At 64.7% G+C, this 26,797-nt stretch carries 27 protein-coding genes and 1 pseudogene; 17 read left to right on the top strand and 11 right to left on the bottom strand.

Translation table 11 applies throughout. The features are described 5' to 3' along the window. On the top strand, positions 1-1,071 hold the full coding sequence (queA, locus tag SPR01S_RS13545) for a tRNA preQ1(34) S-adenosylmethionine ribosyltransferase-isomerase QueA (RefSeq protein WP_066590370.1): 1,071 nt from the start codon (positions 1-3) through the stop codon (positions 1,069-1,071). 112 nt (positions 1,072-1,183) lie between these two features. Here the strand turns inward: queA and SPR01S_RS13540 are convergent, their stop codons facing one another. Beyond that, positions 1,184-1,621, bottom strand: a complete 438-nt coding sequence (locus tag SPR01S_RS13540) for a hypothetical protein (protein ID WP_066590369.1) — start codon at positions 1,619-1,621, stop codon at positions 1,184-1,186. Between the two features lie 137 nt (positions 1,622-1,758). Here SPR01S_RS13540 and SPR01S_RS13535 point away from each other — a divergent pair, with 137 nt between their 5' ends. The 3 genes from SPR01S_RS13535 (at position 1,759) to SPR01S_RS21630 (ending at position 3,140) form a co-directional block, all read left to right on the top strand. Next, positions 1,759-2,250 carry a site-specific integrase gene (locus SPR01S_RS13535; protein WP_084251182.1) on the top strand — a complete coding sequence of 164 codons (492 nt, stop codon included), beginning with the start codon at positions 1,759-1,761 and terminating at the stop codon, positions 2,248-2,250. Positions 2,251-2,416: 166 nt separating this feature from the next. Further along, positions 2,417-2,740: a hypothetical protein gene (locus SPR01S_RS13530; RefSeq protein WP_157082254.1), complete on the top strand. Its 324-nt coding sequence runs from the start codon at positions 2,417-2,419 to the stop codon at positions 2,738-2,740. 58 nt (positions 2,741-2,798) lie between these two features. Then, complete coding sequence (locus SPR01S_RS21630; RefSeq protein WP_157082253.1) at positions 2,799-3,140, top strand: hypothetical protein; 342 nt, start codon at positions 2,799-2,801, stop codon at positions 3,138-3,140. A gap of 50 nt (positions 3,141-3,190) precedes the next feature. Here the strand turns inward: SPR01S_RS21630 and SPR01S_RS13525 are convergent, their stop codons facing one another. Further along, positions 3,191-3,721 carry an RNA 2'-phosphotransferase gene (locus tag SPR01S_RS13525; RefSeq protein WP_157082252.1) on the bottom strand — a complete coding sequence of 177 codons (531 nt, stop codon included), beginning with the start codon at positions 3,719-3,721 and terminating at the stop codon, positions 3,191-3,193. 27 nt (positions 3,722-3,748) lie between these two features. On the opposite strand from SPR01S_RS13525, the gene SPR01S_RS13520 reads away from it, so the two are divergent. The 8 genes and pseudogenes from SPR01S_RS13520 (at position 3,749) to SPR01S_RS13490 (ending at position 11,063) form a co-directional block, all read left to right on the top strand. Further along, positions 3,749-4,423: a hypothetical protein gene (locus SPR01S_RS13520; RefSeq protein ID WP_066590366.1), complete on the top strand. Its 675-nt coding sequence runs from the start codon at positions 3,749-3,751 to the stop codon at positions 4,421-4,423. Positions 4,424-4,912: 489 nt separating this feature from the next. Next, positions 4,913-5,044 (top strand): annotated as a pseudogene (locus tag SPR01S_RS21275) (S-adenosylmethionine:tRNA ribosyltransferase-isomerase); the annotation flags it as partial. Between the two features lie 9 nt (positions 5,045-5,053). Further along, positions 5,054-5,443, top strand: a complete 390-nt coding sequence (locus tag SPR01S_RS13515) for a TrbC/VirB2 family protein (protein WP_084251174.1) — start codon at positions 5,054-5,056, stop codon at positions 5,441-5,443. Between the two features lie 125 nt (positions 5,444-5,568). Then, positions 5,569-6,075, top strand: a complete 507-nt coding sequence (locus SPR01S_RS13510; RefSeq protein ID WP_084251181.1) for an EF-hand domain-containing protein — start codon at positions 5,569-5,571, stop codon at positions 6,073-6,075. Between the two features lie 2 nt (positions 6,076-6,077). After that, positions 6,078-6,719, top strand: coding sequence for an HAD hydrolase-like protein (locus SPR01S_RS13505; protein WP_066590365.1), 642 nt, complete (start codon positions 6,078-6,080; stop codon positions 6,717-6,719). A gap of 38 nt (positions 6,720-6,757) precedes the next feature. Further along, positions 6,758-7,894, top strand: coding sequence for a tRNA guanosine(34) transglycosylase Tgt (gene tgt / locus SPR01S_RS13500; RefSeq protein ID WP_066590364.1), 1,137 nt, complete (start codon positions 6,758-6,760; stop codon positions 7,892-7,894). 2 nt (positions 7,895-7,896) lie between these two features. Beyond that, complete coding sequence (locus SPR01S_RS13495; protein ID WP_066590363.1) at positions 7,897-8,094, top strand: hypothetical protein; 198 nt, start codon at positions 7,897-7,899, stop codon at positions 8,092-8,094. A 110-nt stretch (positions 8,095-8,204) separates the two neighbouring features. Beyond that, positions 8,205-11,063 carry a M16 family metallopeptidase gene (locus SPR01S_RS13490; RefSeq protein WP_066590362.1) on the top strand — a complete coding sequence of 953 codons (2,859 nt, stop codon included), beginning with the start codon at positions 8,205-8,207 and terminating at the stop codon, positions 11,061-11,063. Positions 11,064-11,245: 182 nt separating this feature from the next. Here the strand turns inward: SPR01S_RS13490 and SPR01S_RS13485 are convergent, their stop codons facing one another. After that, positions 11,246-11,980: a Crp/Fnr family transcriptional regulator gene (locus SPR01S_RS13485; RefSeq protein WP_066590386.1), complete on the bottom strand. Its 735-nt coding sequence runs from the start codon at positions 11,978-11,980 to the stop codon at positions 11,246-11,248. Between the two features lie 178 nt (positions 11,981-12,158). On the opposite strand from SPR01S_RS13485, the gene murA reads away from it, so the two are divergent. From murA to SPR01S_RS13465, 4 genes are all read left to right on the top strand, one after another. Continuing rightward, on the top strand, positions 12,159-13,442 hold the full coding sequence (gene murA / locus SPR01S_RS13480; RefSeq protein ID WP_066590361.1) for a UDP-N-acetylglucosamine 1-carboxyvinyltransferase: 1,284 nt from the start codon (positions 12,159-12,161) through the stop codon (positions 13,440-13,442). Between the two features lie 4 nt (positions 13,443-13,446). Next, on the top strand, positions 13,447-15,018 hold the full coding sequence (locus SPR01S_RS13475; RefSeq protein ID WP_066590360.1) for an MFS transporter: 1,572 nt from the start codon (positions 13,447-13,449) through the stop codon (positions 15,016-15,018). A 70-nt stretch (positions 15,019-15,088) separates the two neighbouring features. Beyond that, complete coding sequence (locus tag SPR01S_RS13470) at positions 15,089-15,379, top strand: hypothetical protein (RefSeq protein WP_066590359.1); 291 nt, start codon at positions 15,089-15,091, stop codon at positions 15,377-15,379. Next, positions 15,376-16,911 (top strand): methyl-accepting chemotaxis protein, encoded by a 1,536-nt coding sequence (locus tag SPR01S_RS13465; RefSeq protein ID WP_066590358.1) that lies wholly within the window; start codon positions 15,376-15,378, stop codon positions 16,909-16,911. The genes SPR01S_RS13470 and SPR01S_RS13465 overlap by 4 nt, the downstream gene beginning before the upstream one ends. Before the next feature lie 3 nt (positions 16,912-16,914). Here SPR01S_RS13465 and SPR01S_RS13460 read toward each other — a convergent pair whose 3' ends face one another. The 8 genes from SPR01S_RS13460 to lgt form a co-directional block, all read right to left on the bottom strand. Continuing rightward, positions 16,915-18,909 (bottom strand): GMC family oxidoreductase N-terminal domain-containing protein, encoded by a 1,995-nt coding sequence (locus SPR01S_RS13460; RefSeq protein ID WP_066590357.1) that lies wholly within the window; start codon positions 18,907-18,909, stop codon positions 16,915-16,917. Positions 18,910-19,030: 121 nt separating this feature from the next. Continuing rightward, positions 19,031-19,843: an alpha/beta fold hydrolase gene (locus SPR01S_RS13455; protein ID WP_066590356.1), complete on the bottom strand. Its 813-nt coding sequence runs from the start codon at positions 19,841-19,843 to the stop codon at positions 19,031-19,033. Next, positions 19,840-21,165: a cystathionine gamma-synthase family protein gene (locus SPR01S_RS13450; protein WP_066590385.1), complete on the bottom strand. Its 1,326-nt coding sequence runs from the start codon at positions 21,163-21,165 to the stop codon at positions 19,840-19,842. Before SPR01S_RS13450 ends, SPR01S_RS13455 begins: the two co-directional genes overlap by 4 nt. Positions 21,166-21,219: 54 nt before the next feature. Next, positions 21,220-21,993, bottom strand: coding sequence for a peptidoglycan editing factor PgeF (gene pgeF / locus SPR01S_RS13445; RefSeq protein ID WP_066590355.1), 774 nt, complete (start codon positions 21,991-21,993; stop codon positions 21,220-21,222). Further along, on the bottom strand, positions 21,990-22,508 hold the full coding sequence (locus tag SPR01S_RS13440; protein WP_369405273.1) for a GNAT family N-acetyltransferase: 519 nt from the start codon (positions 22,506-22,508) through the stop codon (positions 21,990-21,992). The genes pgeF and SPR01S_RS13440 overlap by 4 nt, the downstream gene beginning before the upstream one ends. Further along, positions 22,505-23,014, bottom strand: coding sequence for a GNAT family N-acetyltransferase (locus SPR01S_RS13435; RefSeq protein WP_066590354.1), 510 nt, complete (start codon positions 23,012-23,014; stop codon positions 22,505-22,507). The genes SPR01S_RS13440 and SPR01S_RS13435 overlap by 4 nt, the downstream gene beginning before the upstream one ends. Beyond that, a complete protein-coding gene (locus SPR01S_RS13430) occupies positions 23,011-24,054 on the bottom strand; it encodes a class I SAM-dependent methyltransferase (RefSeq protein WP_066590353.1) in 1,044 nt (347 codons plus the stop codon). The genes SPR01S_RS13435 and SPR01S_RS13430 overlap by 4 nt, the downstream gene beginning before the upstream one ends. A 1-nt stretch (position 24,055) precedes the next feature. Then, positions 24,056-24,931: a prolipoprotein diacylglyceryl transferase gene (lgt, locus tag SPR01S_RS13425; protein ID WP_157082250.1), complete on the bottom strand. Its 876-nt coding sequence runs from the start codon at positions 24,929-24,931 to the stop codon at positions 24,056-24,058. 78 nt (positions 24,932-25,009) lie between these two features. On the opposite strand from lgt, the gene SPR01S_RS13420 reads away from it, so the two are divergent. After that, positions 25,010-26,695, top strand: coding sequence for a class I adenylate-forming enzyme family protein (locus SPR01S_RS13420; protein ID WP_066590382.1), 1,686 nt, complete (start codon positions 25,010-25,012; stop codon positions 26,693-26,695). Positions 26,696-26,797 lie beyond the last annotated feature (102 nt).

Here is a 26,797-nt window from a genome sequence, read left to right as displayed (position 1 = left end):
GTGGACGTCGACCTGTTCGACTTCGACTTGCCGCCCGAGCGGATCGCGCTGCGTCCCGCCAGTCCGCGCGACGCCGCGCGGATGCTCGTGCTCGATGGTGCGGGGGCGGGCGGCGTGACCCGCGATCGTCTGGTCAGCGATTTGCCGGGCGAGTTGCAGCGCGGCGATCTGCTGGTGTTCAACGACACGCGCGTGATCCCGGCGCAGCTCGAGGGTATGCGCGGGAGCCGTTCGGATAACGGCGCGCAAAGCGCGCCAGGGCCGCGGATCGGTGCGACGCTCCACAAGCGCGAGGGGCCGCGGCGCTGGCGGGCGTTCATCCGCAATGCCAAGCGGCTCCGCGAAGGCGAGACGATCGATTTCGGCGCGGGCGTCACCGCGATCGCCGCGGACCGCGCCGAAGACGGCAGCTTCGCCCTCGATTTCGGCGGTGACGAGCCGGTCGAATTGCTGCTCGACCGCGCCGGACGGATGCCGCTCCCGCCCTATATCGCCGCACGCCGGCCGACCGATGCGCGCGACGCCGACGACTATCAGACGATGTTCGCGAACGAGCCCGGCGCGGTCGCGGCGCCGACCGCCGCTCTGCATTTCACGCCCGAATTGATGGCGGCGCTGGATGCGGCCGGCATCGGCCATGTCACGCTGACGCTTCACGTCGGCGCGGGGACGTTCCTGCCGGTCAAGGTCGAGGACACCGACGAGCACAAGATGCACGCCGAATGGGGTCGCATCGACGCCAGCACCGCGGATCGCATCAATGCCACGCGCGCCGCGGGCGGCCGCGTGATCGCGGTCGGCACCACCAGCCTGCGGCTGATCGAGAGCGCGACGGATGAGGCGGGGCGGGTCCACCCGTTCGAGGGCGACACCGCCATCTTCATCACACCCGGCGTACCGATCCGCGGGATCGACGGGCTGATGACCAATTTCCACCTCCCGAAATCTACCTTGTTCATGCTGGTCTCGGCGCTGATGGGGTTGGAGCGGATGCAGGCGGCGTACGCTTATGCCATTGAAAATGGATACCGCTTCTACTCCTACGGGGATGCGTCGCTGCTCCTTCCGTAAGTACCTTTGGGCGGGTGGCCGATGGGACGCTTCTGAAAGGCCTTTTATCCGTAGCGCATCCCGGCGGGCTCACCCGAGCCAATTGATCGTTAAGGATGCCTGGTGTGCCCTTCTAGGTGAGTGGATGGGGCGTCCACTCCGCGACTGGCAACTCCGCTTTATGGCGTTCCATGCCTCGCAACTCGGGTTCGAGGCTGTTGTCCATCAACAGTTGCAGCGACCTCTTCTTGAATATCATCACGACCATACGAGGCATGAAGGCTTTGAGCAGCTTCGCGTAGGTGTAGTAGTATGTCTTGGTCCAGACGATGATCGCTTCTTCGTCGTCGGCGACACCTCGCTCGATCATCGCAGCGCGTAGGTTTTCGTAGTCGAGTTTGTGGAGCACGGCTGCACGGAAAGGGGCTTCACTTTGTCCCTTCTCAATGCAGGTCAGGGTCAGGATACCGCGCGGCCCAAACCATTTGTAGAAGGGCTGGAAGTCATCGACGCGGCACATCAGGCCATCGAAAGCGGCCCAATCGCTATCTCTATGGATGAGATCACCCATGTCCCCTCATGCCATGAATCGAGTTAATCGTCAGTGCTTGAGCTTGAATTCGCCCTTGTAGCCGGTCGGCAGGTCGTAGAACGGCTCGCCTTCGTCCAGCTCGTAGAACGTGACGGTTGGAGGAAAGCCCCAACTTCATGCTTCGCTACATCGTTGCCCTTCCCCTGCTCACCGGGCGCCGGAAGCGTGGACTGCTCGATGCTAAATGGGAGGAGTTCAGCATCGATCGCAAAACGTGGCGTATCCCGACGACAAAGACGGGGAAGCCCCGGCATGTTCCGCTTTCGCAAGACGCGATCGCGGTGCTGAAGTCGATCCCGAGGTTCGACAATTGCCCCTATGTCGTGCCCAATCCGGAGACGCTGAAGCCATTCACATCCGTCTACAATGCATGGAACGCGGCACGAAAGCGGGCAGGCATTCCGGACGCAAGAATGCACGACCTACGGCACAGCGCGGCTTCTAACCTCGTGAACGCGGGTCAGTCGCTGTACGTTGTGGCGAAAGTGCTTGGCCACGCGCAGGTGCGAACCTCCGAGCGCTACGCCCATCTGTCGGCAGACACATTGCTGACCGCCGTCAACGCCGCTTCGCAGGTGACGGGGACGACATGGGCTACTGACCAATAGCGTGATGGATCCCCCTCGGGTGTTAACGCGCCTGAGGGGGCCGTCGCCAACGAGGCGATGATGGCTTGGGGTCAGGGGTAAGCTGGGGTGTGAACCTCAAATGTCCGATACTGGATGGAACGCGGCCGATGGGGCATGAAGCTGCTACTACACGAAGGAGTGGTCCGTGACTTTCAATCTGCTTCTATGGAAATGGTCTGACGACTTCGACACTCCTTCTAAGCGCAGAAAGCACGCCCTGAAGATGGGACATGTTACAGCGCAGTTCGCGAAGACCGGCGACCATCCCGCGATCGGAGACGCCGACGTCCACTCCTTTCGTCTGGCCATTGATGCAGAGTTCGGTCAGAATGAAGACGATCGCCCTTTTGCCTTCGAAGACTACGGCAAGTGCGCCGTGATAAACTACCCGAACGCAGTCAGATTTGACCTCGTGCCAAGAGTGGCAGGCATCGGCAAGCGCTTCGGTTTGAACGCATCCGAGTTCTGAGCTCACGACACCATTTGCGTGGTTAACGCATGAGCGGCGCGAGCGACTGGAGTGATTGATGGATCAGGCAGAACTGCTCGTTGTTACCGACAGCTTCCAGATTTCCGGCCAAGGTCTTGTGGTCGTTCCTGATTTCGCGTCAACGGCTTCAGAGTGGCGCGGCGGAGCTGAGATGGCCACGATACAACGGCCTGATGGCAGCTCGTTGGTGTCTCGCCTCAACCTCTACACAGCTCATTTCAATATCCCCGATCCGACAGCGCCATTGGAAAGCCGTTGGCGCATTGTACCGACGTTCCCAGAACTCAAGGCGGATGACGTGCCTATCGGGAGCCGCGTTCTGGTCAGCAAAGTCGTGGTTGATGCGATTAGGGGATATGAAGCGAGCGCCCACCAATAGATCGTTATCGGCTGAGCGGGTTGATGAGCGTGCCTTTGTCGAAGGTGGTTTCAAACCTGTTCGATGAAGCGCGGGGGTACTGTATCCGTCAACCAGACACCGTTGCTCGCCAACCGGAAGATCAAGCTCTGATTTGCCATCCTACCCGCCGCGACCCTGAGTATCACTGCTGGCCCGCGTCGGGCGCCCACCCGAGCGGCCGTCTCGGCGTCCGGAGACAGGTGAACATGATGTCGCGTCATGGGCTTTAGTCCCTCGGAAAAGATCGCCTCCAAAAACCGTTCGATCGTGCCGTGGTAAAGGAATTCCGGCGGCGTCGTGATTGGCCAACTGAGATCGACAGAAACGGAGTGGCCTTGCCGAGCGCGGATGCGAGTTCCATCATCGGAGAGCTCGAAACGCTGCTTGTCGCTCTCTGCCACCGTGGGCTCCAACAGCGCAGAATCTATGCCCTCACGAGCAAGTGAGGCCTTGACCGACTCTACCTTCGCCCAGCCCGACCCGTCGAGTGTGAGATTCCCCGCGTCCGGCGAATGGCGCAACCAGTAGGATAGTAACTTCGAAACCTTCTGTGCCATCATCAGGTAAAGCTACAGGCGGACAGTACGATGGTCGATGTGATTCACATCCACGAAGATGATTGGGGGATGCGGAACCTGTATCCTCTGACCGTGCGGGCAGAAGTCGAAGAGGACGTGGCCAATGCGGCTGCTGCAGCAGAGAAGAACCGAGACCCGTCAGGCTTCGGTTTCACGGCCATGTACATGGCGAAGTCGCCCTCCAGCGACTACGCCGACGTGGGTTTGACGCTTGAGGCAGCGGAAAGCGCGCTTGCCCCAATCCTCCCGCGCGTGCGCCAGTTCAACGCGACGATTGGCTCCGCGATGAGGAGCGAGGGGCGCGACCCATACGGGTCGTATGAAGACGACGCGTGGTGCTTTGGATTGGGCACTCATTGCTATCTCAAGCTCGACGCCAAGGGTTCGCTTGTCGGCAATATTTGGTTCGACCTGAGCACTGACGAGTCGGACGCTGTCGATCGTCTGCGGCGAGCGATTGAAGCCATCAATACGTTGGTGCCAAGTGTGATCGCCGATTACTTTTTGGATTTTTCAGGACCCGTGTCGGATGCCGGTGTTCTGGACAGCTACTTCGCCGGGCTGGCGGATCAGCGCCGTCATGCGGAGCAGGCGATGCTAGAATATCGAGCACGTCATGAGCAGAAATCGCCAGAGCCGGGGATAATCCGCAAGCTATTCACGATCTTCGGTGGCAATCGCTGACATGGCAATTTCGACATCAGGCGGTAGCTAATCGGCTAAGTTCCAGCCAAGCCGGCTTTGTGAAGCGCCGCCCGCGCACGAAAACGCAGACGCACGCACCGGTCGCGCTGTGCGTCAGAGGCGTCCGCAGGGCAATCACACTGTTCTGAAAGCCATTGAAGATCAGCGGGATCGAGCCATAGCGCAACCCGCCCGGCTTTTCGTTCGGAATCCGGGTCTGTGGGGATGATTGGCTGAGGCATTCTAACAGAATAGCGCCCAACAGTTGCGGAGCAAACGTCCACGATTGATCGATTAGCGCCGTCAGGCAGATGGGCCGGAAGTACGCGAAATCGGCAAATCTGATCCGGTCAAAATGCCTTTGGCAGGACTGCGCCCGGTTTGGTACGACAGTCTAAATTAGGAGGTGGGTGGGAGCCATCGAAAGTTGGCTCTCACTACCTTTCATCTTATTATTTTTTTAACGGGAATTTTCGCCATCATCAGAATTTGTTCATGCTGGTCTCGGCGCTGATGGGGTTGGAGCGGATGCAGGCGGCGTACGCGCATGCGATCGCGCAAGGATACCGCTTCTATTCTTATGGCGATGCCAGTCTGTTGCTACCGACGCGATCGGCGTAACGTCCGCACGTGCTCCTATCCTACGCCCCGACCTCGCTCGCTGATTCCTCTGCCGGCTCCAGCGTGTTCGTCGCGGCGATATCGTGGTTGCAGGATCTGCTGCTCGGGACGGTCGCAACGTCCATCGCGGTGATCGCGATCGCGGCGATCGGGTTCGGCATGCTGACCGGGCGGGTCAATATCCGTCATGGCGCGACTGTCGTCCTGGGCTGCTTCATCCTGTTCGGCGCGTCGACTATCGTCAACGGGCTGCGCTATGCGGCCAGCGGCGTCGGGGGCGATACCGCGCCCCCCGTGGTCGTCGTCGCTCCGCCCCCTTCACCCCCGCCGCATGTCCAACCATCGGGCGTGCCGGCGCCGTATGACCCCTATGCGGGCGCATCGGTTCCGATCCGTTAGCGCACTGAAAGACTTTGTCGCGCTGTTGCCGAGCCGGCCCCGCTGAGGCACAGCCTGTCGCCATGCCGCCGAATCGCTTGACGCCAGCCATCCGCCGCGGCTTCGCCCTGGCTCCCCGGACGCTCATGGCCGCCTCCGCCTTGCTGGCGATCGGCCTGTCCCGACCGGCGGCAGCGCAGAACGACAATCGCGTTCCGATTCCGCTCGGCAGCAAGAAGAACGCGCCGGTATCGATCGCCGCCCCGCCGATCCTGGTGGTCGAGCCGGTGGCGATGATGATCGCCGCGTTCGACATGGACGGCGACGGCCGCGTGACGCGCGACGAGATGCGCAAGGGCGTGGCGAAGAGCTTCGATGCGATCGATACCGGCCACGCCGGCAAGCTCGGCTATATCGCCTTTTCCGACTGGGCGCAGAAATGGCTGGGCGATCCCAATGCCTTGCCCGGTGCTTACGAGACCGACACCGACAGCGATAACCAGATCACGCTGGCCGAGCTCCAGGCGAAGTTCGATCAGATCTTCACCCGGCTCGACAAGGACAAGGACGGCGTGCTGACGCGTGCCGAACTGCTGACGATCCGCGCCTTTCCGATGGGCGATGGCGGGAAACGCGGGAAACGAGGCGGATAATCGTGGCAGCCGCTCGGCCTCCCTATCAATTGGTCATTTTCGATTTCGACGGGACGCTGTCCGACAGCGGCCACTGGTTTCTGTCGATCGTCGACGATCTCGCCGCGCGCTTCCGGTTCCGCAGCGTTCATCCCGATGAAGTTGAGGGCTTGCGCAAGCGCACCACGCGCGAAGTGATCGACCATCTCGGCATCTCGCGCTGGAAACTGCCGCTGATCGCGCGCCATGTTCGCGCCCGGTTCGGACGGAACACGGACCAGATCCATTTGTTCGACGGCGTCCGCGACATGTTGAGGACGATCGACGAGGCCAAGGTCAGGATGTTCGTCTGCTCGTCCAACTCCGAAGCCAATGTCCGGGCCATTTTGGGGGCGGCGGATTCTGCGCGGATCGAGCGCTTCTTTTGCGGCTCGGGCCTGTTCGGCAAGGTGCGTAAGTTCCGCCAGGCGATCAAAGCGAGCGGGCTTCCGCCCAGCGCGATCCTGTCGATCGGCGACGAAACCCGCGACATCGACGCCGCACGCGCGGTCGGGATCGGTGCCGGCGCAGTGTTATGGGGCTACGCCAACCCGGAAATGCTGACGGCGATGAAGCCCGACGCGACGTTCGCGACGCCGCAAGATGTGGTCGACTATCTGACCTGAGGTCGACAAGGCGGCAGGCGCGTGGGTAGAGCGCGCGCATGACTCCCCGTTTCGATTTCAAAATCCACGCCACAGACGGCAAGGCGCGTACCGGCGAGATCGCTATGCGCCGCGGCACGATCCGCACGCCGGCCTTCATGCCGGTCGGTACCGCCGCCACGGTCAAGGCGATGAAGCCGGATGATGTCCGCGCGGCTGGCGCCGACATCATCCTGGGCAATACCTATCACCTGATGCTCCGCCCGACCGCCGAGCGCGTCGCGCGACTGGGCGGGCTGCATCATTTCATGGGCTGGGAGCGGCCGATCCTGACCGACAGCGGCGGTTATCAGGTAATGAGCCTGTCAGAACTGACCAAGCGCAACGAGAATGGGGTCGAATTCAAGAGCCATCTCGACGGCACGCGGCATCTGATGAGCCCGGAGCGATCGATGGAAATCCAGCGGCTGCTGGGATCGGACATCGTCATGGCCTTCGACGAACTGGTGCCGACGACCTCCACGCCCGAGGTCCAGGCGGCGGCGATGGCTCGGTCGATGCGCTGGGCACGGCGATCGCGCGACGCGTTTCTCGGTGGCGGCGAACATGCGGATCACGCCGCGCAATTCGGCATCCAGCAGGGCGCGCTCGACGAGCAATTGCGGGGTGAGAGTGCGGCGGCGCTGACCGAGATCGGGTTCGACGGCTATGCGATCGGCGGGCTCGCGGTGGGGGAGGGGCAGGCGGCGATGTTCGGCTGTCTCGACTTCGCGCCGGGGCAGTTGCCTGCCGACAAGCCGCGCTATTTGATGGGCGTGGGCAAGCCGGACGATATCGTCGGCGCGGTCGAGCGCGGGGTCGACATGTTCGATTGCGTGCTGCCGACGCGCTCGGGGCGGACGGGTCAGGCATTCACCCGGACCGGGCCGATCAACATCCGCAATGCGAAGTTCGGCGAGGATCAGGGGCCGCTCGATCCCGAATGCGGCTGCACGGTCTGCGCGACCTGGGAACGCGCCTATCTCCATCATCTCGTCCGCGCCGGAGAAATTCTTGGCGCGATGTTGATGACCGAGCACAACATTTGGTTCTACCAAGCGTTGATGGCGGACTTGCGCGCGGCAATCGCCCAGGGAACGCTGAACGCATTTGCGAGCGGATTCCGGGCGCGCTACGGACAGGGTCGAGGAGAGTGAGCGTGACCGACAAGCCCGAAGAAGAGAACGAGATCATGGCCGCGGCGCGGATTGCCAAGGAGCGTCAGAAGGGCGCCGAAGGCACGCCGGAGCCGGCGAAGCTGAGCAAATGGGGCATGGCGGCACTGGGCGCGGGCGTCGGATCGGCGGCGGTCGCCGCAGCAATGCTCTACGCCAACCGCAACAAGAAGCGTGGATGACGTTTCGCGTCTGATCGCCGGCGCTTGTCGCTGGCGACGGCGGGCGATTGACAGGCGGCGTTTTAGCGCGACACATCGGCGCCATCCTCACCTCCTTTGCGGAGACTTGAATGCGTCTGACACGTGCCGCCCTGCTGATCGGCGCCGCCCTGCTTCCCCTTGCCGCCACCGCTGCACCACCCAAGAAACCCGCGCCAAAGGCTGCGGCCGTCAGCGCAACCGCCGTCAAGCCGATCGCCTATACCGTCCGCACGCTCGCCAATGGTCTGCGGGTCTATGCGATCCGCGATACCAAGACCGCCAACGTCTCGGTCCAGGTCTGGTACGATGTCGGCTCGAAGGACGATCCCAAGGGCAAGTCCGGCTTCGCCCACATGTTCGAACATCTGATGTTCAAGGCGACGCGCAACCTGAAGTCGGAGAATTTCGATCGGCTGACCGAGGATGTCGGCGGCTATAACAACGCCTCGACCAACGACGATTATACCAATTATTACGAGGTCGTCCCGGCCAATCACCTCGAACGGCTGCTGTTCGCCGAGGCCGATCGCATGGCGAGCCTGGTGGTCGAGCCGGTCAGCTACGCTTCCGAGCGCGACGTCGTGAAGGAGGAGCTTCGTCTCCGCACCTTGGCGACCCCCTACGGTAAGCTCTATTCGATCTATTATCCTGAAATCAGCTATCGCGTGCATCCCTATGCGCGGCCAGGCATCGGCAGCCTGGAGAATCTCGAAGCCGCGACGATCGATGACGTCCGCGCCTTCCACGCGACCTATTACCGGCCCGACAATGCGGTGCTGGTGGTCGCTGGCAATTTCGACCCGGCGCAGTTGAACCGGTGGGTCGACAAATATTTCGCCGGGATCAAGCGTCCCGATCGCCCGATCCCGCGCGTGACCGTCACCGAACCGCCGCGTACCGCGCCCACTCGCTATACGGTCTACGAGCCCAACACCCCGCTGCCCGCGGTATTGATCAGCTATCAGGTGCCGTCGGACAACAACGCCGACATTCCGGCGCTGACCGTGCTCGACGCGATCCTGTCGCGGGGCGATAGTTCGCGGCTGTATCAGGACCTCGTCTATCGCGATCAACTCGCCCAGTCGGCCAATACCTTCCTCGATACCAAGCAGGGCACCGGGTCGTTCGTCGTCACCGCGACGATGGCCGATGGCAAGAGTGTCGCCGATGGCGAGAAAGCGTTGCGCGCCGAAGTCGCCCGCGCCCGCGACACCTTGGTAACCCCGGCCGAACTGACCCGCGCCAAGAACCAGCTGATCACGGCGACGATCCAGAGCCGCGAGACCGCGGACGGCAAGGCCTCGACGATCGCGCGATCGGTCATCATCGACGGCGATCCGGCGGCCGCCGACAAGCAGCTCGCCGCGATCGGCAGGGTGACCGCCGCCGACATCCAGCGTGTCGCGCGCAAATATCTCAACGACGATGGCTCGGCATTGATCAACTATATGCCCGCCGAAATGGCGCCCAAGGACGGACCGAAGGGCGACAAGATCGCGGTCGCCAACACCGTCGAGGTCGCGGAGCTCAAGTCGCCTGGCAATGTCGAGGTGGTCAAGCCGGCGAGCGACGCCGAGCGCGTCGCGATCCCGGCGCCGGCGAAGCCCGTGGTTGCGTCATTGCCCGCCCCGGTCACGGCGACTTTGGCCAACGGCATGAAACTGATCGTGGTCGAGAAGCACGATCTGCCGCTGATCACCACCCAGGTGCTCGCCAATGGCGGCGGCGCCGCGGATCCGGCCGACCGCGCCGGGCTCAACAGCCTGACCGCCGATCTCATGACCAAGGGCACGAAAACGCGTTCGGCGACGCAGATCGCCAATGAGGTGGAGAAACTCGGCGGATCGATCAGCTCGGCCGTGGGCTGGGACGCCGCGGCGGTGACGCTGGAGGTCAAGTCGGACCAGATCGCCCCGGCCATGACGGTGCTCGCCGACGTCGCGCGCAATCCGGTGTTCGCGGCCGAGGAAATCGAGCGCGATCGTGCGCAGACGATCGATGGAGTGCAGGTACAACTCAAAAATCCCGCCAGGCTCGCGTCGCTGGTCGCCGCGCGCACGGTGATGGGCGGCGGGCCCTATGGCCATCCGATCACGGGCACGCCGACGTCGCTCAAGGCGATCACGCGAAGCGAAGTGCAAGCCGCCTATGCGCGCACCTGGGCGCCGGCGCGTGCGACTTTGGTGATGGTCGGTGACATCACACCCGCCGCCGCCAAGGCGCTCGCCGAAGCCAATTTCGGCAGCTGGCAGGCCAAGGCCGCGCCCGTCGCTGCACCCAAGACCGATCCCGCCAATGCGACACCGCGGATCATCGTCGTCGACATGCCCAATGCCGGTCAGGCAGGCGTCGTCGTCGCACGCCCTGGCATTGCCCGCAGCGACCCCGATTTCTACGCGGCAAGCGTCGCCAACGCGACGCTCGGCGTCGGCTTTTCGTCGAGGCTCAACCAGGAAATCCGCATCAAGCGCGGCCTGGCTTATGGTGCGGGCAGCGGCATCGCGGCGCGGCGCCAGCCGGGCTATGTCGCCGCCAATACCCAGACCAAGAACCCCTCGGCGCCCGAAGTGGTGGGTCTGATCATCGATACGATGAAGGGGATGGGATCGGCCCCCGTGCCCAACGACGAGCTAGCTTCGCGCAAGGCGGTGCTGATCGGCGATTTCGGCCGCGACACAGAGACGGCCGGGGGTATTGCCGGCGTGCTGGGCGACTATGTCGTCGAGAATGTGCCCTTGTCCGAACTCAAGGCATTCACTCCCAAGGTCGAAGGCGTCGATGCGGCGGCGGTACAGCGCGTGGCGCAGCGGTTGCTCGATCCGACCAATGCCAGCATCATCGTGGTTGGCGACGCGAAACTGTTCCTCGACGATCTCCGCAAGAAATATCCCAATGTTGAGGTGATCCCGGCGGACAAGGTCAATCTGGACAGCGTGTCGTTGAAATAGGGGTTCGTCCAACCCGTCATGCCGGGCTTGTCCGGGCATCCAACGTGCAACTACGGACATCTTCCGTGGGAGAGGTGGACTCCGGCACAAGGCCGGGGCGACGGTTTTGAACGTGCCGTCGAACAATGGAAATTAACGTCGGGGGGACGATTTCGCGTTCCCCCCGACGCCCCCTCCAAACTCTAACGCGGTGCCGGTAGCCAGCTCAGATCGAGCCCCTCATAGCGGTCGACATAATTGGCGGCGCGAAGCAGTCCGCGTTCGTTGGTGAATCGGACGCGTCCGTTCTCGCGTGCGATAAGACCTTCTTCCTCGAGCTGACGCAGCATGCGATTGACATGGACCGCGGTCAGTCCGGTGGCGTCGCCGATCTCTTCCTGGGTCAAGCCGATCGTGAACGTGTCGGTAATTGCCTTGTCGCCCGCGCGCAGGCGGTTGCGCATGTCGATCAGCATCGCGGCGACGCGCGCCTTGGCCGAGGTGCGGCCGAGCGCCGCGAGGCGGTCGGTCAATGCGGCGCGCTCGATCTGGCTATAGACCAGCAGCAGCGCCGCGAGCCGCGGATGCTCGGCGATGATCTCGCTCAGGGTCGAGCGCTCGAACGGCGCGACCACCGCATCGGCCATCGCGGTGAGGGTCTCGGGCGTCTCGCGATAGACCAGGCTCGACAGCGCGATCACGTCGCCCGGAAACAGGAAGCGCAGAATCTGGCGGCTGCCGTCGTCGAGCAACATCGACGACATCAGCATGCCCTTGCGCACGACGAACATGTCGCCGGCGCGATCATTCTCGCGTTGGATCGTGGCGCCCCGCCTGACCGGCCGCTCGCGTTCCTCGAGCCGTTCGAGTGCCGCGTGTTCCGCCGGGGTAAGGGTAACGAGATCGCCCAATCTTTCGGCGAAACAACTGCCTGACACGTTGAACGACACTCCCCCGGACCTTGGGGCGTACAGAGCAGCGCGCGCGGACCCGTGCATTAAAGTCGATCAATGGTGATGGTTTGCGCTTTGCGGTCACCGCCACGTTTCAGCGGTGCTGAATCACAGGAACTCCGTGGCGCTTGCTTGCGGCGTCGCGGGCGATAGAAGCCGTTGGATGGACCGTATCCTCATTCGTGGCGGCAATCGCCTGACGGGCAAGCTGCCGATCTCGGGCGCCAAGAATTCCGCGCTGACGCTGATGCCGTGCGCGCTGTTGACCGAGGAGCCGGTGACGCTGCGCAACCTGCCGCGGCTCGCCGACGTCGACAGTTTCGGCCACCTGCTCAACCAGCTCGGCGTCTCGACCGAGATCGAGGGCGCGCGGCCGAGCGATTTCGGGCGGGTGATGACGATGCGCGCCGGTCGGCTGACCTCGACCGAGGCGCCGTACGACATCGTGCGCAAGATGCGCGCCTCGATCCTGGTGCTGGGGCCGCTGGTCGCGCGCGCCGGCGAGGCGACGGTGTCGCTACCCGGTGGCTGCTCGATCGGCAACCGCCCGATCGACCTCCATTTGAAGGCGCTCGAGGCAATGGGTGCGCGGATCGAACTCGCCGCCGGTTACGTGAAGGCGATCGCGCCGGGCGGGCGCTTACCCGGCGGACGTGTGGCCTTTCCGATCGTATCGGTCGGGGCGACCGAGAATGCGTTGATGGCCGCGGTTCTCGCCAAGGGAGGTACGGTAATCGAGAATGCGGCGCGCGAGCCGGAGATCGTCGACCTGTGCAATTTGCTGCTCGCGATGGGCGCCTCGATTTCGGGCGTCGGCACCGAGCGGCTGGAGATCGAAGGCGTCGAGCGCCTGCACGGTGCGACCTATCGCGTGATGCCCGACCGTATCGAGGCGGGCAGCTATGCCTGCGCCGCGGCGATCACCGGCGGATCGGTCGAGTTGGTCGGGGCCAAGCCCGACGATATGCGCGCGACGATCGCGGCGTTGATCGACGCCGGCGTCAGCGTCGAGGAAAAAGGCAGCTCGCTGTTCGTGTCGTCGGACGGCAAGCTAAAGCCGCTGACCCTGTCGACCGCGCCGTTCCCGGGTTTCCCGACCGACATGCAGGCGCAGTTCATGGCGATGCTGTGCAAGGGCGATGGCGCCAGCGTGCTGACCGAAACGATCTTCGAGAACCGCTACATGCACGTTCCCGAGCTGGCGCGGATGGGTGCGGACATTCAGGTGCGTGGCCGCACCGCCGTGGTGCGCGGGGTCGACCATCTGGTCGGCGCGCCGGTGATGGCGACCGATCTGCGCGCGTCGATGAGCCTGATCATCGCCGGCCTCGTCGCCGAAGGGCAGACCGAGGTCAGCCGCGTTTATCACCTCGACCGCGGCTATGAGCGGCTGGAGGAGAAGCTGTCGGCGGTCGGGGCCGATATCGAACGCGTCGGCGACGGTTAATTCGGTGACCCGGGGGCTCAGCACCACGCTCAGCGATCGCCAGGCACTCTGGGCCTTCGCGCTCGGCTGCATTGCGGTGACCATCGGCGTGCTGATGCACATTCCGATGTTCCTGATGGGCCGGATGATGCACTTCCGGCTAGCCGGCATGGCGATGGGCTGGGACATGGTGCTCGGCATGGGACTGATCATAGGCGGCGTCGGCATCGCCGCGTACGGCCTGTTGCCTCGGGACATCGCCAGGCAGCGCGCCGAGAGCGGAGCGATCGAGATTTCGGCGCCCGAGGATGCGCCGTTGAGCTGGGCGCACTGGCGGTTGATGCTCGTGCTGGTCGTGGCGCTGATCATCGACGTGATGAAGCCCGCATCTTTGGGCTTCACCGTGCCCGGCATGGTCAGCGAATATGGGGTGCCCAAGGCGACGGTCAGCCTGGTCCCGTTCTTCGCCTTGATCGGTACCGTGACGGGTTCGGTGCTGTGGGGGGTGATCGCAGACATCTATGGTCGAAAGGCGTCGATCCTGTTGTCGGCGGTGATGTTCGTCGGCACGTCGATCTGCGGCGCGATGCCCAGCCTCGCCTGGAATATCGGCATGTGCTTCATGATGGGCGCCGCGGCGGGCGGGATGCTGCCGGTGACCTATGCCCTGCTCGCCGAAATGATGCCCAACAAGCATCGCGGCTGGAGCCTGGTGCTGGTCGGCGGCCTCGGCGCGGTTGGCGGCTATTTCGCCGCGAGCGGTTTCTCCGCGTTGCTCCAGCCCGAATTCGGCTGGCGGATATTGTGGCTGCTCAACCTGCCGAGCGGGTTGATCCTGGTATTGCTCGGTGGCTTCATCCCGGAATCGGCCAAGTTCCTGTTGGCGCGCGGCCGCGAGGCAGAGGCGCGGGCGGTGATGGCGCGGTTCGGGTCGACCGCCAAACGGTTGACGGCGCTGCCGCCGCTGCCCGCTGGAACGATTAGCCATGCGCTGACAGGGGGCAAATTGATCGGCAAGCTGGCCGCGCTGTCGATCGCGGCGATCGCCTGGGGACTGATCAATTTCGGCTTACTGCTGTGGTTGCCCGCGGATTTGGTCGCCAAGGGCTATTCGGTCGCGGTGTCGAGCAAATTGCTCGCCGAATCCGCGCTGATCGCTTTCCCGACCGTGTTCGTCGCGGCGCTGATGTACAGCCGCTGGAGCACCAAATGGTCGCTCGTCACGATGATTGGCGTCACCTTGCTGGGATTGATCGGTGTGCTGCGCCTGGAACTCGCCGGGGTCGGCAGTCCGGTCCTGCCGGTAGCGTTGCTGATCGTCGGATCGAACGGGATCATCGCAATCCTGCTGCCTTACACCGCCGAGAGCTTTCCGCTGCGCGTCCGTGGTCGTGCGACGGGATGGGTCGCGGCCTGCACCAAGGGCGGCGGCGTCGCTGCCCAAGCGCTCAGCATCACCGCTCTGGTGCCGGCGATGGGCGTGACCGCCGGGCTGATCATCGTGCCGACCGCGCTTGCGCTTGGTCTGTGCGCTTGGTTCGGGCGCGAGACGAAGGGCAGGGATCTGCGGTTGCTGGACGACGCGCTGACCGGGTGAGCGCAGTTGGTTAGCGGCTTGCTAACCAATGGACGCTAGCGCCCGCCATGTGAGAATCGATCCATTTCGGATGTGTTTGCCGATCCAGCTCGGCTTTGCGGCGTGCCTGCTGCCGGCGCTGATCCTTGTGCCGCCGGCGCGCGGACCGATTTTGCTGGTGCCGATTATGCCCGGTAGCGGATCGCACCTCGCCGCCGACATGATCGCGCAGGGTGCGCGGTTGGTCGCGCCCGGGCCGACCAGGGGGTCGCTGGTGGTCGACGGCGATCGTGATCGAATCGTAGCCGGGCTGTTGCGACGCGGGGTCGTTCCGATGAGCGCGGTGCTGGTCGATTGCGGCGAAAAGGAGAGCAGGCGATGACGTCGGGCAGGGCAAGCCTCCAGACCCTGCGGACTGCCGGATTGCGCATCCTGGTCGTCACCGCCTGGGCTTGCACGGCGACGCAGGCGCTGGTCGGCGTGCTGTTGCAGAGCCCGAATACCGGACTGGCGATCGCGATTTCCGTGCTCGTCAACCTCGCCCCGACGCTGGTGGCGTTGCGCGGCCGGTCGGACGGAACGGCGCGGCTGTTGATGGGAACGCTTGCGGCCATCCATCCGGCGATCGCGGTCTTTCTGTGGCAGGGCAACCCGATCCAGATGGACATCCATCTGTATTTCCTGGTCGCGCTCGCGGCACTGATGCTGTTGTACGACTGGCGCCCGATCGCGCTCGCCTCGGTGCTGATCGCCGGGCACCACCTCATCCTCGATTTTGTCGCGTCCGACTGGGCTTTTTACGGGCAGGGCACGCTGGTTCGCGTTGCGATCCACGCGATCGCGGTGGCAGGCGAATGCGCGGTCCTCACTTATGTTTCCGAGCGGTTGCGGCAGTTGATGATCGAACAGGACAAAGCGCGCGAGGATAGCGAGCGCGCGGCGAGCGACGCCAATGATCGCAAGCGCGAGATCGAGCGTGCGCTCGACACCGCGCGTGCCGCCGAACAACTGGCGGCAACCGAACGCGCCGCGCGCGAGAAGGCCGAAGCCAGCGCTGCGGCGGATCGTCGCCGCGATATGCTGGACGTCGCCGAACGCTTCCGCGCCTCGGTCGCCGAAGTGGCCGGCACGGTCGGCACCGCCTCTGGCGATCTCGAGCGGCTCGCGAGCGCACTCAACGACGCTGCGCGACGCGCCAGCCGCGAGACCACCGAAACCGTGGCAATTGCTACCCAATCGTCCGAAGGCGCCGCCGTGCTGGCGATGCGGATCGCCGAGCTGACGACATCGGTGACGGTGATCGCCGATGCAGTCGACCGACAGGCGCGTCTGTCTGGCGACGCGCGACGCTCATCGGCGTCGGGTCATGCCGCGGTACGCGCGCTGACTGATCAGACGCAATCGATCGGCGGGTTCGCCGAATCGATCCATGACATTGCCTCGCGCACCAACCTGCTCGCGCTCAACGCCACGATCGAAGCGGCGCGCGCGGGCGAGGTCGGGCGTGGCTTTGGGGTTGTCGCCAAGGAGGTGAAATCGCTGGCCGGGCAAGCCGCCGGTGCCACGGGCGAAATCCGGATGCTGGCGGGAGCGGTGGAGAACGACGCCGGCGTCGCCACCGGCGCACTCGAACGCGTTTCTCAAATGGTCGCCGACCTCGCCGAAGCCGCGCAGGCGATCCGACAATCGATCGACGATCAGCGCGGCACGACCGCGGCGATCGAGGAAACCGCGCGCGAGACGGCGCTCGGCGCAACCCTGATCGCGGGTCAGATCGCCAGCGTGGCGCAGGTCGCCGAGAATACCGAGTTGCTGTCGGGCCGCGTCGCGCAGGCAGCCGCCGGGCTCGCCGCGACCGCGCGCGACCTCAACGGGGCGACCGACCAGTTCGTCGCGCAACTCGGCGCCGCCTGACGCTCAGAACGGCGCGATTGCCGTCGCGTAATGCGCCATCGCCATCGTCGTCAGCTGGGCGTTGACGCGAATACAGCTGGCGAAAGTGCTGGCATCGGTCACCAGCACATTGGCGGTACCGTGGACGCGGCAGTCGAGGTCGACCACGCCGTGTTCGCGATCCTTGCCGCGCGCGTTGCCGCCCTGGGGATGCGAGCTCGACAAGGTGACATCGTCCGCCTCGCTGATCGCGTTGTCGAAAAAGGCGTCGACATCGTCGCCGGGCTTGAGCGTCTGGCCGCGTGCGAGCGCCGGATAGACTTCCTCTGCACCCGCCGCGAAATGGACCTTGGTCAGCGCCGACAAAGCGCGCTTGAGCAGGGGGATTTCGACATCGTCGCGCAATTTGAAGCTCAAGCCTGAATCGATCAGCTGCCCGCAGCGATCGGCGGGGATCAGGATACCGGCGGACGCCATACGGCCGTAATTTCGCATGCGCCGCGCGTGATCGCCGAACCAGCCGGGCATCAGGGTCGACATGCTCATCGGCGGCTGGAAATGCGATTCGAGCAGGAAGTCGCCGCGGTCGACATAGGTCGCCATCTGGTCCTCGTCCCAGCTGCGCATCGATTGCTCGCCCGGCATCAAGGCGACGACCGGGCAGGCGATGTTGAGCGAGATGCCGGTGCCGGTGCCGTCGATACCGCTCGCCGCGAGAATGCGGCTCGACGCCATCGTGCCGGCGGCGACCACCACGCCTTCGCGTGCGCGGATGAAATGCTTGCGCCCGTCGGCGAGGACGACCTCGACCCCGGTCGCGCGGCGCTTGTCCCAATCGAGCGGCGTCTCCCAGCGGATCGCCGTGACTTTGGTTTCGGCCAGGATATGCGCGCCGCTCTTGCGCGCGTCGAGCAGGAAGGACTGCGCCATTCCCTGCTTGCGGCCATAGGGGCAGCCGGTGTTGCAATAGCCGCAATAAGCACAGGCCGCACCGACGCTGTCGGGGCCGTAATTCTTGCTGAACCAAGGCGTGGGCGAGGCCTGGTCCCCGGGAAGGCCGGTCGCCGCCGCATGTGCCGCCCAGCCGCGCTGGAGGTGCGGGCCGTTGTGGCGCGCGGACCGCGCGTCGATCGGCCCGACCGACAGACGTTGCTCCACCGCACGATAGGCCGCGTCGAACCGGGCTTCGTCGACCGGAGCGCCCAGCGCGGCCCAATTGGCGAAGATGTTGGGCGCGTCGGGATGCGTCAGGCCGGGTTGATTGACGCGCAGGCAAATGCCGTTGTTGATGACGGTCGATCCTCCGACCACGCGGCCCTGGAACACGACCACATCGTGGTCGCGGCTGGTCTGCACGCCGCCGTCGACGAACAGCCGCGCGGTCATCTCCCATTCGCGGTGATTGAGCTTTGACGATGGGAAGAAAGGGCCGGCCTCGACCACCAGCACGTCATGACCTTGCGCGGCGAGCGTTGCCGCCGCAACCGCGCCGCCGGCACCCGATCCGATCACGATCACGCCGGCCTCGTCGGGCGCTTCCGTCAATATGTCGGCATCGGTGAGATCCCGGCCGGGAAACTCGGTGATCGGCACCTCGCCGGGCGCCGAGCGGTCGCGATGCGCGGGCAGGGTGAAGCCGATCTGCGCGAGCACCGGATTGTCGCGATTGTCGTCCTGGGTCTCGCCCTGCCAATGGCCGTAATAGCCGGCATAGACGACGCTGCGGACGCGGGCGAGGTCCTGCATCAAGTCATTGCGCGTGCGTTCGAGCCGCCTCGCGACTTGCCGGGCGCGCCACGCCGCGCTCAGGATCAGGAACAACGGCCCGCCCATCACTAGGCAGAGCAGATAGAGGCTGAGCCCGATCTCGGTGGCTTTGTTGCCTTTCACCAGCGCGAACTGGCGCTGGAGGTTGGCGACCACTTGCCTCGACGGGATCGCCATATCGACATTGTGAAACAGCGCCTCAGTCAGCGCCTTCAGGATCGCGGCCTGGACGAAATTGAACGGCTTCCCCATGCCTTCCCCCCTGTTCCCGTCCCGCTTCCCATAGCCGGCTTGGCGGCTGGCGGGAAATGCGTTTGCAGTCACAATGAAGCGATTGCGAACTCGCCCCCGCAAACGGAAGGGAAGACGGGGTTTATGACGAGGAGAGAAACCTGACGATCGCCCCTGCAATCGCGTCGGGTTGTTCGGGCAGCAGGGCATGACCAGCCTGATCGATCAGCGCGATGGTGACCCGGTCGGGGAAGTCGGCCGCCAGGACGTCTGCGGAATCGGCGCGCGGCGCGACGCGGTCGGCTGAACCCTGGATCACCAGCATCGGGCGGCCCCCGCCGTGCCACCAGGATTCGACGGGCGTGGCGCGGACCGCGGCGCCTTGGACTCTGGCCGTCGCCGGATGCCAGCCGCGTCGCCAATGATCGGGTACGACATTGCCGTCAGCAAAGAAGGCATAAGCGACGCAGGCGAAATGCTCTTCGGCCGGCTGGTCGGGATTGAAACAGCCGAGCAACGCATCGAACGCCAGGCCGGGGATCGGATATTTGCCGCCGGCCGCGATCAGCACCAGGCTGGCGACGGCGCCGGCATGACGGGTCGCCGTCGCCCGCGCCAACCGATTGCCGAAAGCATGGCCGATCACGATTGCCGGCCCCGCCTGTTCGGCATGGATCACCGCCGCGACGTCGTCGGCGAGATCGAACAGCGATACCGGTTTGGGCGGCAGGTCGCTGAGCCCGACGCCGGGAGGATCGATCGCGATCGTGCGATGGCTGGCCAGCAGCGTAGCGGTCAGTTCGTTGAAATCGCTCGCCTCGCGGCCCAGACTCGGCAGCAACAGCACTGCCGGCCCGGCTCCCCGGACGAAATAGCCGATCCGTCGCCCGTCGCGAACGATCGAGCGTTCGTCCCCGTCGCACGGCCGGGCAATGCTGTCGGGCCGCTCGCTCAAACCGTCTCCAGCGCCGCCTCGAAATCGGCGATCAGGTCGTCGGCATCCTCGACGCCGATCGAGATGCGGACCAGATTGTCGGTAATCCCCAATGCCTGTTTGCGGGCATCGGGCACCGACAAATGCGTCATGGCGGCGGGGTGCGACGCCAAGGTCTCGGTCCCGCCCAGGCTGACCGCCAGCTTGGCGATCTTGAGCGCGTCGAGAAAGGCGAAGGCTTCCTTCTCGCCGCCCTTGAGATAGAGCGAGAAGGTCGAGCCCGCGCCCGAGCAATGGCGTTCGTAGATGTCGGCCTGGCGCTTGTCCTTGCCGTCCTTGAGGAAGCCGAGATAGCCGACGCGCTCGACCTTGGGGTGCTGGCGCAGGAATTCGCAGACCTTCGCCGCATTTTCGCCGGCGCGGCTCATTCGCAGTTCGAGCGTCTCCAGGCTGCGCAGCAGCATCCAGGCGGTATTGGGGTCGCAGATCGTGCCGATCGTGTTGCGCATCAGCCGGATGGTGTTGATGTGCTCCTTCGATCCGAGCACGCCGCCCGCGACCAGGTCGGAATGGCCGCCGGCATATTTGGTCAGCGAGTAGACGACGATGTCGGCGCCATGTTCGAGCGGCTTGTGCCACAGCGGGCCCAGGAAGGTGTTGTCGATCGCGATCGGCGGCTTGTTGGCACCGGTGAAGATCGCGTCTCGGCTGGCGGCGACCGCCTGGACGTCGACCAGGGCATTGGTCGGGTTGGCCGGGCTTTCCAGATAGATCAATGCGACATTGCCCGACGCCGCCTTCGACAGCACGGCGTCGATCTCGGCGCGCGTCGCGCCCGCCGGAAAGTCGAGCCAATGCACGCCGAAACGTCCGAGAATGCGGGCAATCAGTGTTTCCGTCGCGGCATAGAGCGGACCGGAATGGACGATCGTGTCGCCCGGCTTGACCATCGCCAGGAACAAGGTGGCGATCGCCGACATGCCGGAGGAGAAAGCGAGTGCGTCCTCGGCCCCTTCCCAGATGCCCAGCCGGTCTTCGAGGATCTCCTGGTTCGGCCCGTTGAAGCGCGAATAGACTAGGCCCTCGGCACCGCCCGGACGCTTGCCGGTGACGCCCTCGAAATGGCGCTTGCCAGCCGCTGCATTGGGGAAGACGAAGGTCGAGGTCAGGAAGATCGGCGGCTTGAGCGCTCCTTCCGACAGCATCGGATCGTAGCCGTGCCCCATCATCAGCGTCGACGGCTTGAGCTTGCGCCCGCCGATCGACGCCGGCTCGGTCTTCTTGGGGGCCAGGGCTTCAACCCCGGTCAAATCGGCTTCAGTCTCGGTCGGCGTCTTGGGCATCATCTACTCCTTTGGCCGACGCTGTAGCGCCGTGTGGTTTCAGAAGAAACTAGTTCATCCTGCCGATCGCAGTCCGATGATCGAAATCTGTCGGCCATAATCGGGCTCACCACGGTGCGTCGCGCGGCGGAAGCTGTAGAAACGATCCGCGTCGGCATAAGTGTCGAGCCCCATCATTTCGATGGTCCGCACCCCGGCGGCGGCGAGGTGATGCGCGACATAGCCTTCGAGGTCGAATTGCGCATGGCCTTCGCGACCGGCGGCAAAGAAACGCTCATTCTCCGGGTCATGCTCTTCGAAGCGGCGCTCGAACGCCGCGTCGACCTCGTAGCTGGCGCGGGCAATGCATGGGCCGATCGCCGCGGCGATGCGGTCGCGGTCGGCGCCGAGCCTCTCCATCGCCGCGACCGTCGCGTCGGTGACGCCGCCGATCGCGCCTTTCCATCCGGCATGCGCCGCGCCGACCACGCCCGCGTCACGGTCGGCGAGCAGAACGGGCGCGCAATCCGCGGTCAGGATGCCCAGGGCATAACCCGGCCGGTCGGTCACCATGGCGTCGGCATGCGGGCGCGCGCTGTCGTCCCAAGGCCTGTCGAGTGTCACACACTCCGCCGAATGGACCTGATAGAGCGTGATCAGTTCCGCGCCAGGCAGCACCGCAGCGACCGCACGGCGGCGATTCTCGACGAGTTCGGGGCCGATCTCGACTTGCCCGCGCCGGCCGAGATCGAGCCCTGCGGTGATTCCGGTCGACACGCCGCCGCGCCGGCCGAGAAAGCCATGCGCTATGCCATCCAGCGCGCGGGCGCGATTGACCTCGACGGTCACAGCTTCAGCCTCATCAGCCGATCGTCGTCTTCGTGATCGCCGACCATGAATTTATAATGTCCGATCTCTTCGAAGCCGTAGCGTTCGTAGAAGCGGCGCGCCCGGTGATTGTCGACATAGACCGACAGGATCATCTCGCTCGCGCCGCGTCCCCGTGCCTGATTGAGCGCCCAATCCATGAGCACGGGCGCCAGGCCAGCGCCGTGGTGATCGCCAAGGATGTAAAGCTGGTGCAGTTCGATCGCGCTATCCGGCCAGTCGCCGGGAAACGTGACGGGGCCGATCTTGCAATAACCGACGATCGCGTCGCCGTCGGTCGCCACCCGCACGCGATAGGCGGGGTCGGTCAGGTCGGCGGGCAATCCCGCCGATCCGAATGCGGCATCGAGGAATTGCGATAGGTCTTCCTGGCGATAGAGCGTGCCGAACGTGTCGGTGAAGCTGCGTCGCGCCATCGCCGCGAGTTCCGGCCCATCGGCAGGCGTCGCGTCACGATAGGCGATCGCTCCGCTCACAACGCCAGTCGCATGATGTGGTCGGTATCGACCTGGTTGCCGACGGCAAAAGCATAGTCGCCGACATGCTCGAAGCCGTTCTTGCGATAAAAGGCGGCGGCGCGGTGGTTCTCCTCCCACACGGTCAACAATAGAGCCGTCGCGTCTTCCGCCCGCGCGGTGGCGATTGCCCAGGCGAGCAACGCCTTGCCGACACCCGCGCCGTGCTGGTCGCTACTGACATAGATCTGGCTCAATTGCAGCGCACCGGGGTCGGCATCGGGCAGCCAGGGCAGGTTGACCTTGGCATAGCCGACGACGCGGCCATCGGCGAGCGCGAGGTGAAAGCGCGCGGCACCGCTCGACAAGTCGGCAAGCAACTTGCCGTTAGGGCCGTAGGCCTGGGCGAGATAAGTGGCCGCATCCTCCGCCGAGACGCCGTGCGCGAACGTCTCGATCCAGATCGCCTGCGCCATGGCGTCGAGCGCGTCCCCATCGGCGGGGGTTGCATCGCGATAGACGATCATAGGAATCCTGCCGGAATTGGCCAGTCGCGCGCGGTCCAGGCCATCGCCCTGAACAACGTCCCCATCTGGTCGTCCTCGACCAGCCGCGCGCGATCGGCGGCGATCTGTTCGGCGCGCTCCGGCGTCGAACGCGCCAGCGCCTCGGCGCGCGGATCGATCCCCAACGCAGTCAGGAAAGCGCCTTGCCCGATCGGGCCATCCACCCGCACGGCCTCGACGCCGGCGGCCGCGGCCAGGGTGGCGAAATCGACATGCGCGGTCAGGTCGCGGCTGCCCGGTTCCTCGAACGGATTGGCGAATTGGTGGCCGCTCACTGCCTGCAATGTGTCGCCGATGGCGGGGCCGTCATAACCGTAATCGACCACCAACGCGGCGCCGCCATGCGCCATCAGGCGCTGCGCCAGCGCGCGCGCGATCGCAACCGACGCGGGCGAGGTTTCGATTACCGATCCGACCGGCGCGTCGCGCAGGCTCTCCGGGATAACGCTGGCGGGCACGTCCTTGCCCGCGATCGGCAGGAAGATCAGGTCCTGGCAGGCAACCAATCGCTCGCGCCAGGCGTCGCCCGCCTTGACCAGTTGGCGGATCGGTAGAGCGTCGAAGAATTCGTTCGCGACGGCGATCACCGGCCGGTCGTCGGGCAAGTGGGCGATGTCGTCATGCCAGGTGGCATAGGGCACGGCGGCGCGTTGGCTCGCGCGGAGGGTGGGGCTGGTCTCGACGAAATGGACGGGGGGATCGAGGCCGACCCGGCCCATCGCGCGCATTGCATCGGCGGTCAGCGTGCCGCGCCCGGGTCCGAGTTCGACCCAATAGATTTCGGGTTCGCCGGCACGCTGCCATAGGTCGGCCGCCCACAGGCCGATCAGTTCGCCGAACATCTGGCTGATCTCGGGAGCGGTGGTGAAATCGCCGGCCGATCCCAGCGGGTCGCGCGTCGCATAATATTCGGCATTGGCCGCCGCCATGTATTGCGACAACGGGATCGGCCCCGCTATGGTGATGGCGCGCGACAGCCGATCGGGCAGCGAGCCATCCATATCAGGCGACGCTTTCGTCCCCGGCGATCGGCGTGACGCGGTCGCGCCGGCCCTTGGCCGTCCACATCAGGTAGATACCGCCCAGGATCATCGGCACGCAAAGCCATTGGCCCATGTGCAGATAGCCATTGTCGAAGATCGTGCCCTGGAACTGCGCGTCGGGCTCGCGGAAGAACTCGACCGTGAAGCGCGCGAGGCCATAGCCGATCAGGAACAGGCCGACGAGCTTGCCCGGCTCGTAACGCGCCCTGGTCCGCCAGAAGGCGTAGGCGAGCAGCGCGGCCAGCACGACGCCTTCGAGCAACGCCTCGTAGAGCTGGCTCGGATGGCGCGGCATCATTCCGGCATTGGGGAAGACCATTGCCCAAGGCAAATTGGGATCGGCGGGCCTGCCCCACAATTCGCCGTTCACGAAATTGGCCAGCCGCCCGAAGAACAGTCCGAACGGCGCGCAGCAGGCGACATAATCGTGGATGCGCAGCCAGCTGAGCTGGTTGCGGCGCGCGAACCAGAAGATGCCGAGCGACGTGCCAATCACGCCGCCGTGGAACGACATGCCGCCTTCCCACAATTTGAAGAATCCGGGCGAGAGGAAGAGTTTGGGATCGTAGAACAGCACATAGCCGATTCGCCCGCCCAGAATGATGCCGAGCGTCGCGTAGAATACCAGGTCCTCGACATGGCGCTTGGCCATCGGCGCGCCGGGCGCGCGGAGCATCCGCATCAGATACATCCAGCCGACGACGATGCCGGCGATGTACGCGATCGAATACCATTTGATGTCGAATAAATCGCGGTTGAACAAATGGATGTGCAACAGCACCGGATTGAGGTGCAGGTCGTCGAAATTGATCGCGGTCAATGCGTGCAGGATCAAGGCTTTTCCCCGGGCTTTGTCGCTCCCATAAGGGTGTAAAGGTCCCAAGTCGACCAAGACCAAGCGGAGAGAATGCCGATGCCCAGTGCGCTCGATCTACGGATGGATCAGGGAATCGCGAAGCTGACCGCGCCCGGCGCACCGATGGCGGTGAGCGAGATCGAGGTGCGCGGTCGGATCTATCCGGCGATCGCTGCGGCGCCGCCCAGCCTGGCGCATTATTTCGCGCATTTCTGCACCCAGCATGCCGAGGTGACGTTCCTGGTGGCGGGCGACGAGCGGCTGACCTTCGCACGGGTATACGACCAGGCCGGCAAGGTCGCGCGATCGCTGGTCGCGCAAGGCGTCAAGCGCGGCGATCGGGTCGGCATCGCGATGCGCAATTCGCCGTCCTGGATCACGCTCTATATGGGCGTGCTGATGGCGGGCGGGATTGCGGTCCTGCTCAACGGCTGGTGGCAGTCGGAGGAATTCGCCGCCGCGCTCGCCGAGGTCGAATGTTCGATCGTCTTCGCCGATCCGCCGCGCGGCAAAAGACTGGCGGAGATTGCCGGCCTGACCGCGCGCGTGGAGGTGATCGACGACCTGAAACCGCTGTCCGAAGCGCTCGCCGTTTTACCGGGCGATGCGGAGACAATGCTGCCTGAGCTCGGCCCCGACGATCTTGCCACGATCCTGTTCACCAGCGGGTCGACCGGGCAATCCAAGGGCGCGCTCAGCGATCATCGCGCGGTGCTGCAGGGCACGCTCAATTACCTAGCCCAGGCGCTGATGATGCTGGGTTTCGCGACTGAGGACGGCAATCCGCCGCAAGGCCAGCCGTCGACCCTGCTTAACGTGCCGTTGTTCCACGTCACCGCCGAAGTGCCGGTGATGCTGCAGAGCTTCGCGATGGGGCGCAAACTCGTGCTGATGCCCAAATGGGATGCCGAGGAGGCGATGCGGCTGATCGAAAAGGAGCAGATCAGCTATTTCGTCGGCGTGCCGCTGATGAGCTTCGAGATCCTGACGCATCCCAATCGCGGCAAATACGATCTGTCGACGGTGACCGATTTCGCCGCTGGCGGGGCGCCGCGCCCGGTCGACCATGTCCGCCGGATCAACGAGGAAATGGGCGGGGGAGCGCCGCTGATCGGCTATGGCCTGACCGAGACCAACGGCGTCGGCTGCGGCAATTGGCGCGAGAATTACCTCGCCAAGCCCAATTCGACCGGCCGGGGTTCGGCACCGTTGGTCGACCTTGCGATTCTCGACAATATGGGCAGGAAAGTGCCGGCCAGCGAGCGCGGCGAGGTGGCGATCCGGTCGATCTGCAACTTCCGCGAATATTGGCACCGGCCCGAAGCGACCGCGGCGGCGTTCAGTCCCGACGGCTATTTCCTGACCGGCGACATCGGCTATCTCGACGAGGACGGCTATCTGTTCATCGTCGATCGCAAGAAGGACATCATCATCCGCGGCGGCGAGAATATCAGCTGCCAGGAAGTCGAGGCGGCGATCTATCGCCACCCGTTCGTCGCCGAGGCGGCGGTGTTCGGCCTGCCCGACGAGAAGTTCGGCGAGGTGCCGGGCGCCGTGGTGCATCTCAACAGTGACGAAGCGATCGACGAGCGCGCGCTGCAGGAGTTCCTGGGCGAGCATATCGCACCGTTCAAGATACCCGCCCGCATCTGGATCGCCGCCGAGCCGCTGCCGCGACTGGGGACGGAGAAGATCGACAAAGTTGGGCTGCGCGCCAAGTACCGGGCGATGGCTGCCGCCTAACCCTCCCCGTTTACGGGGAGGGGGACCGCGCGACGAAGTTGCGTGGTGGAGGGGGCCCCGCCATCCGCCAACTCAACGGCTTGTTGCCAGTGTGTCGTGGGG

The organism is Sphingomonas pruni NBRC 15498 (genome assembly GCF_001598455.1).
Classification (GTDB): Bacteria; Pseudomonadota; Alphaproteobacteria; order Sphingomonadales; family Sphingomonadaceae; genus Sphingomonas; species Sphingomonas pruni.
Note: the sequence above shows the minus strand (reverse complement) of the source record. Positions and strands in the feature narration are given on the sequence as shown.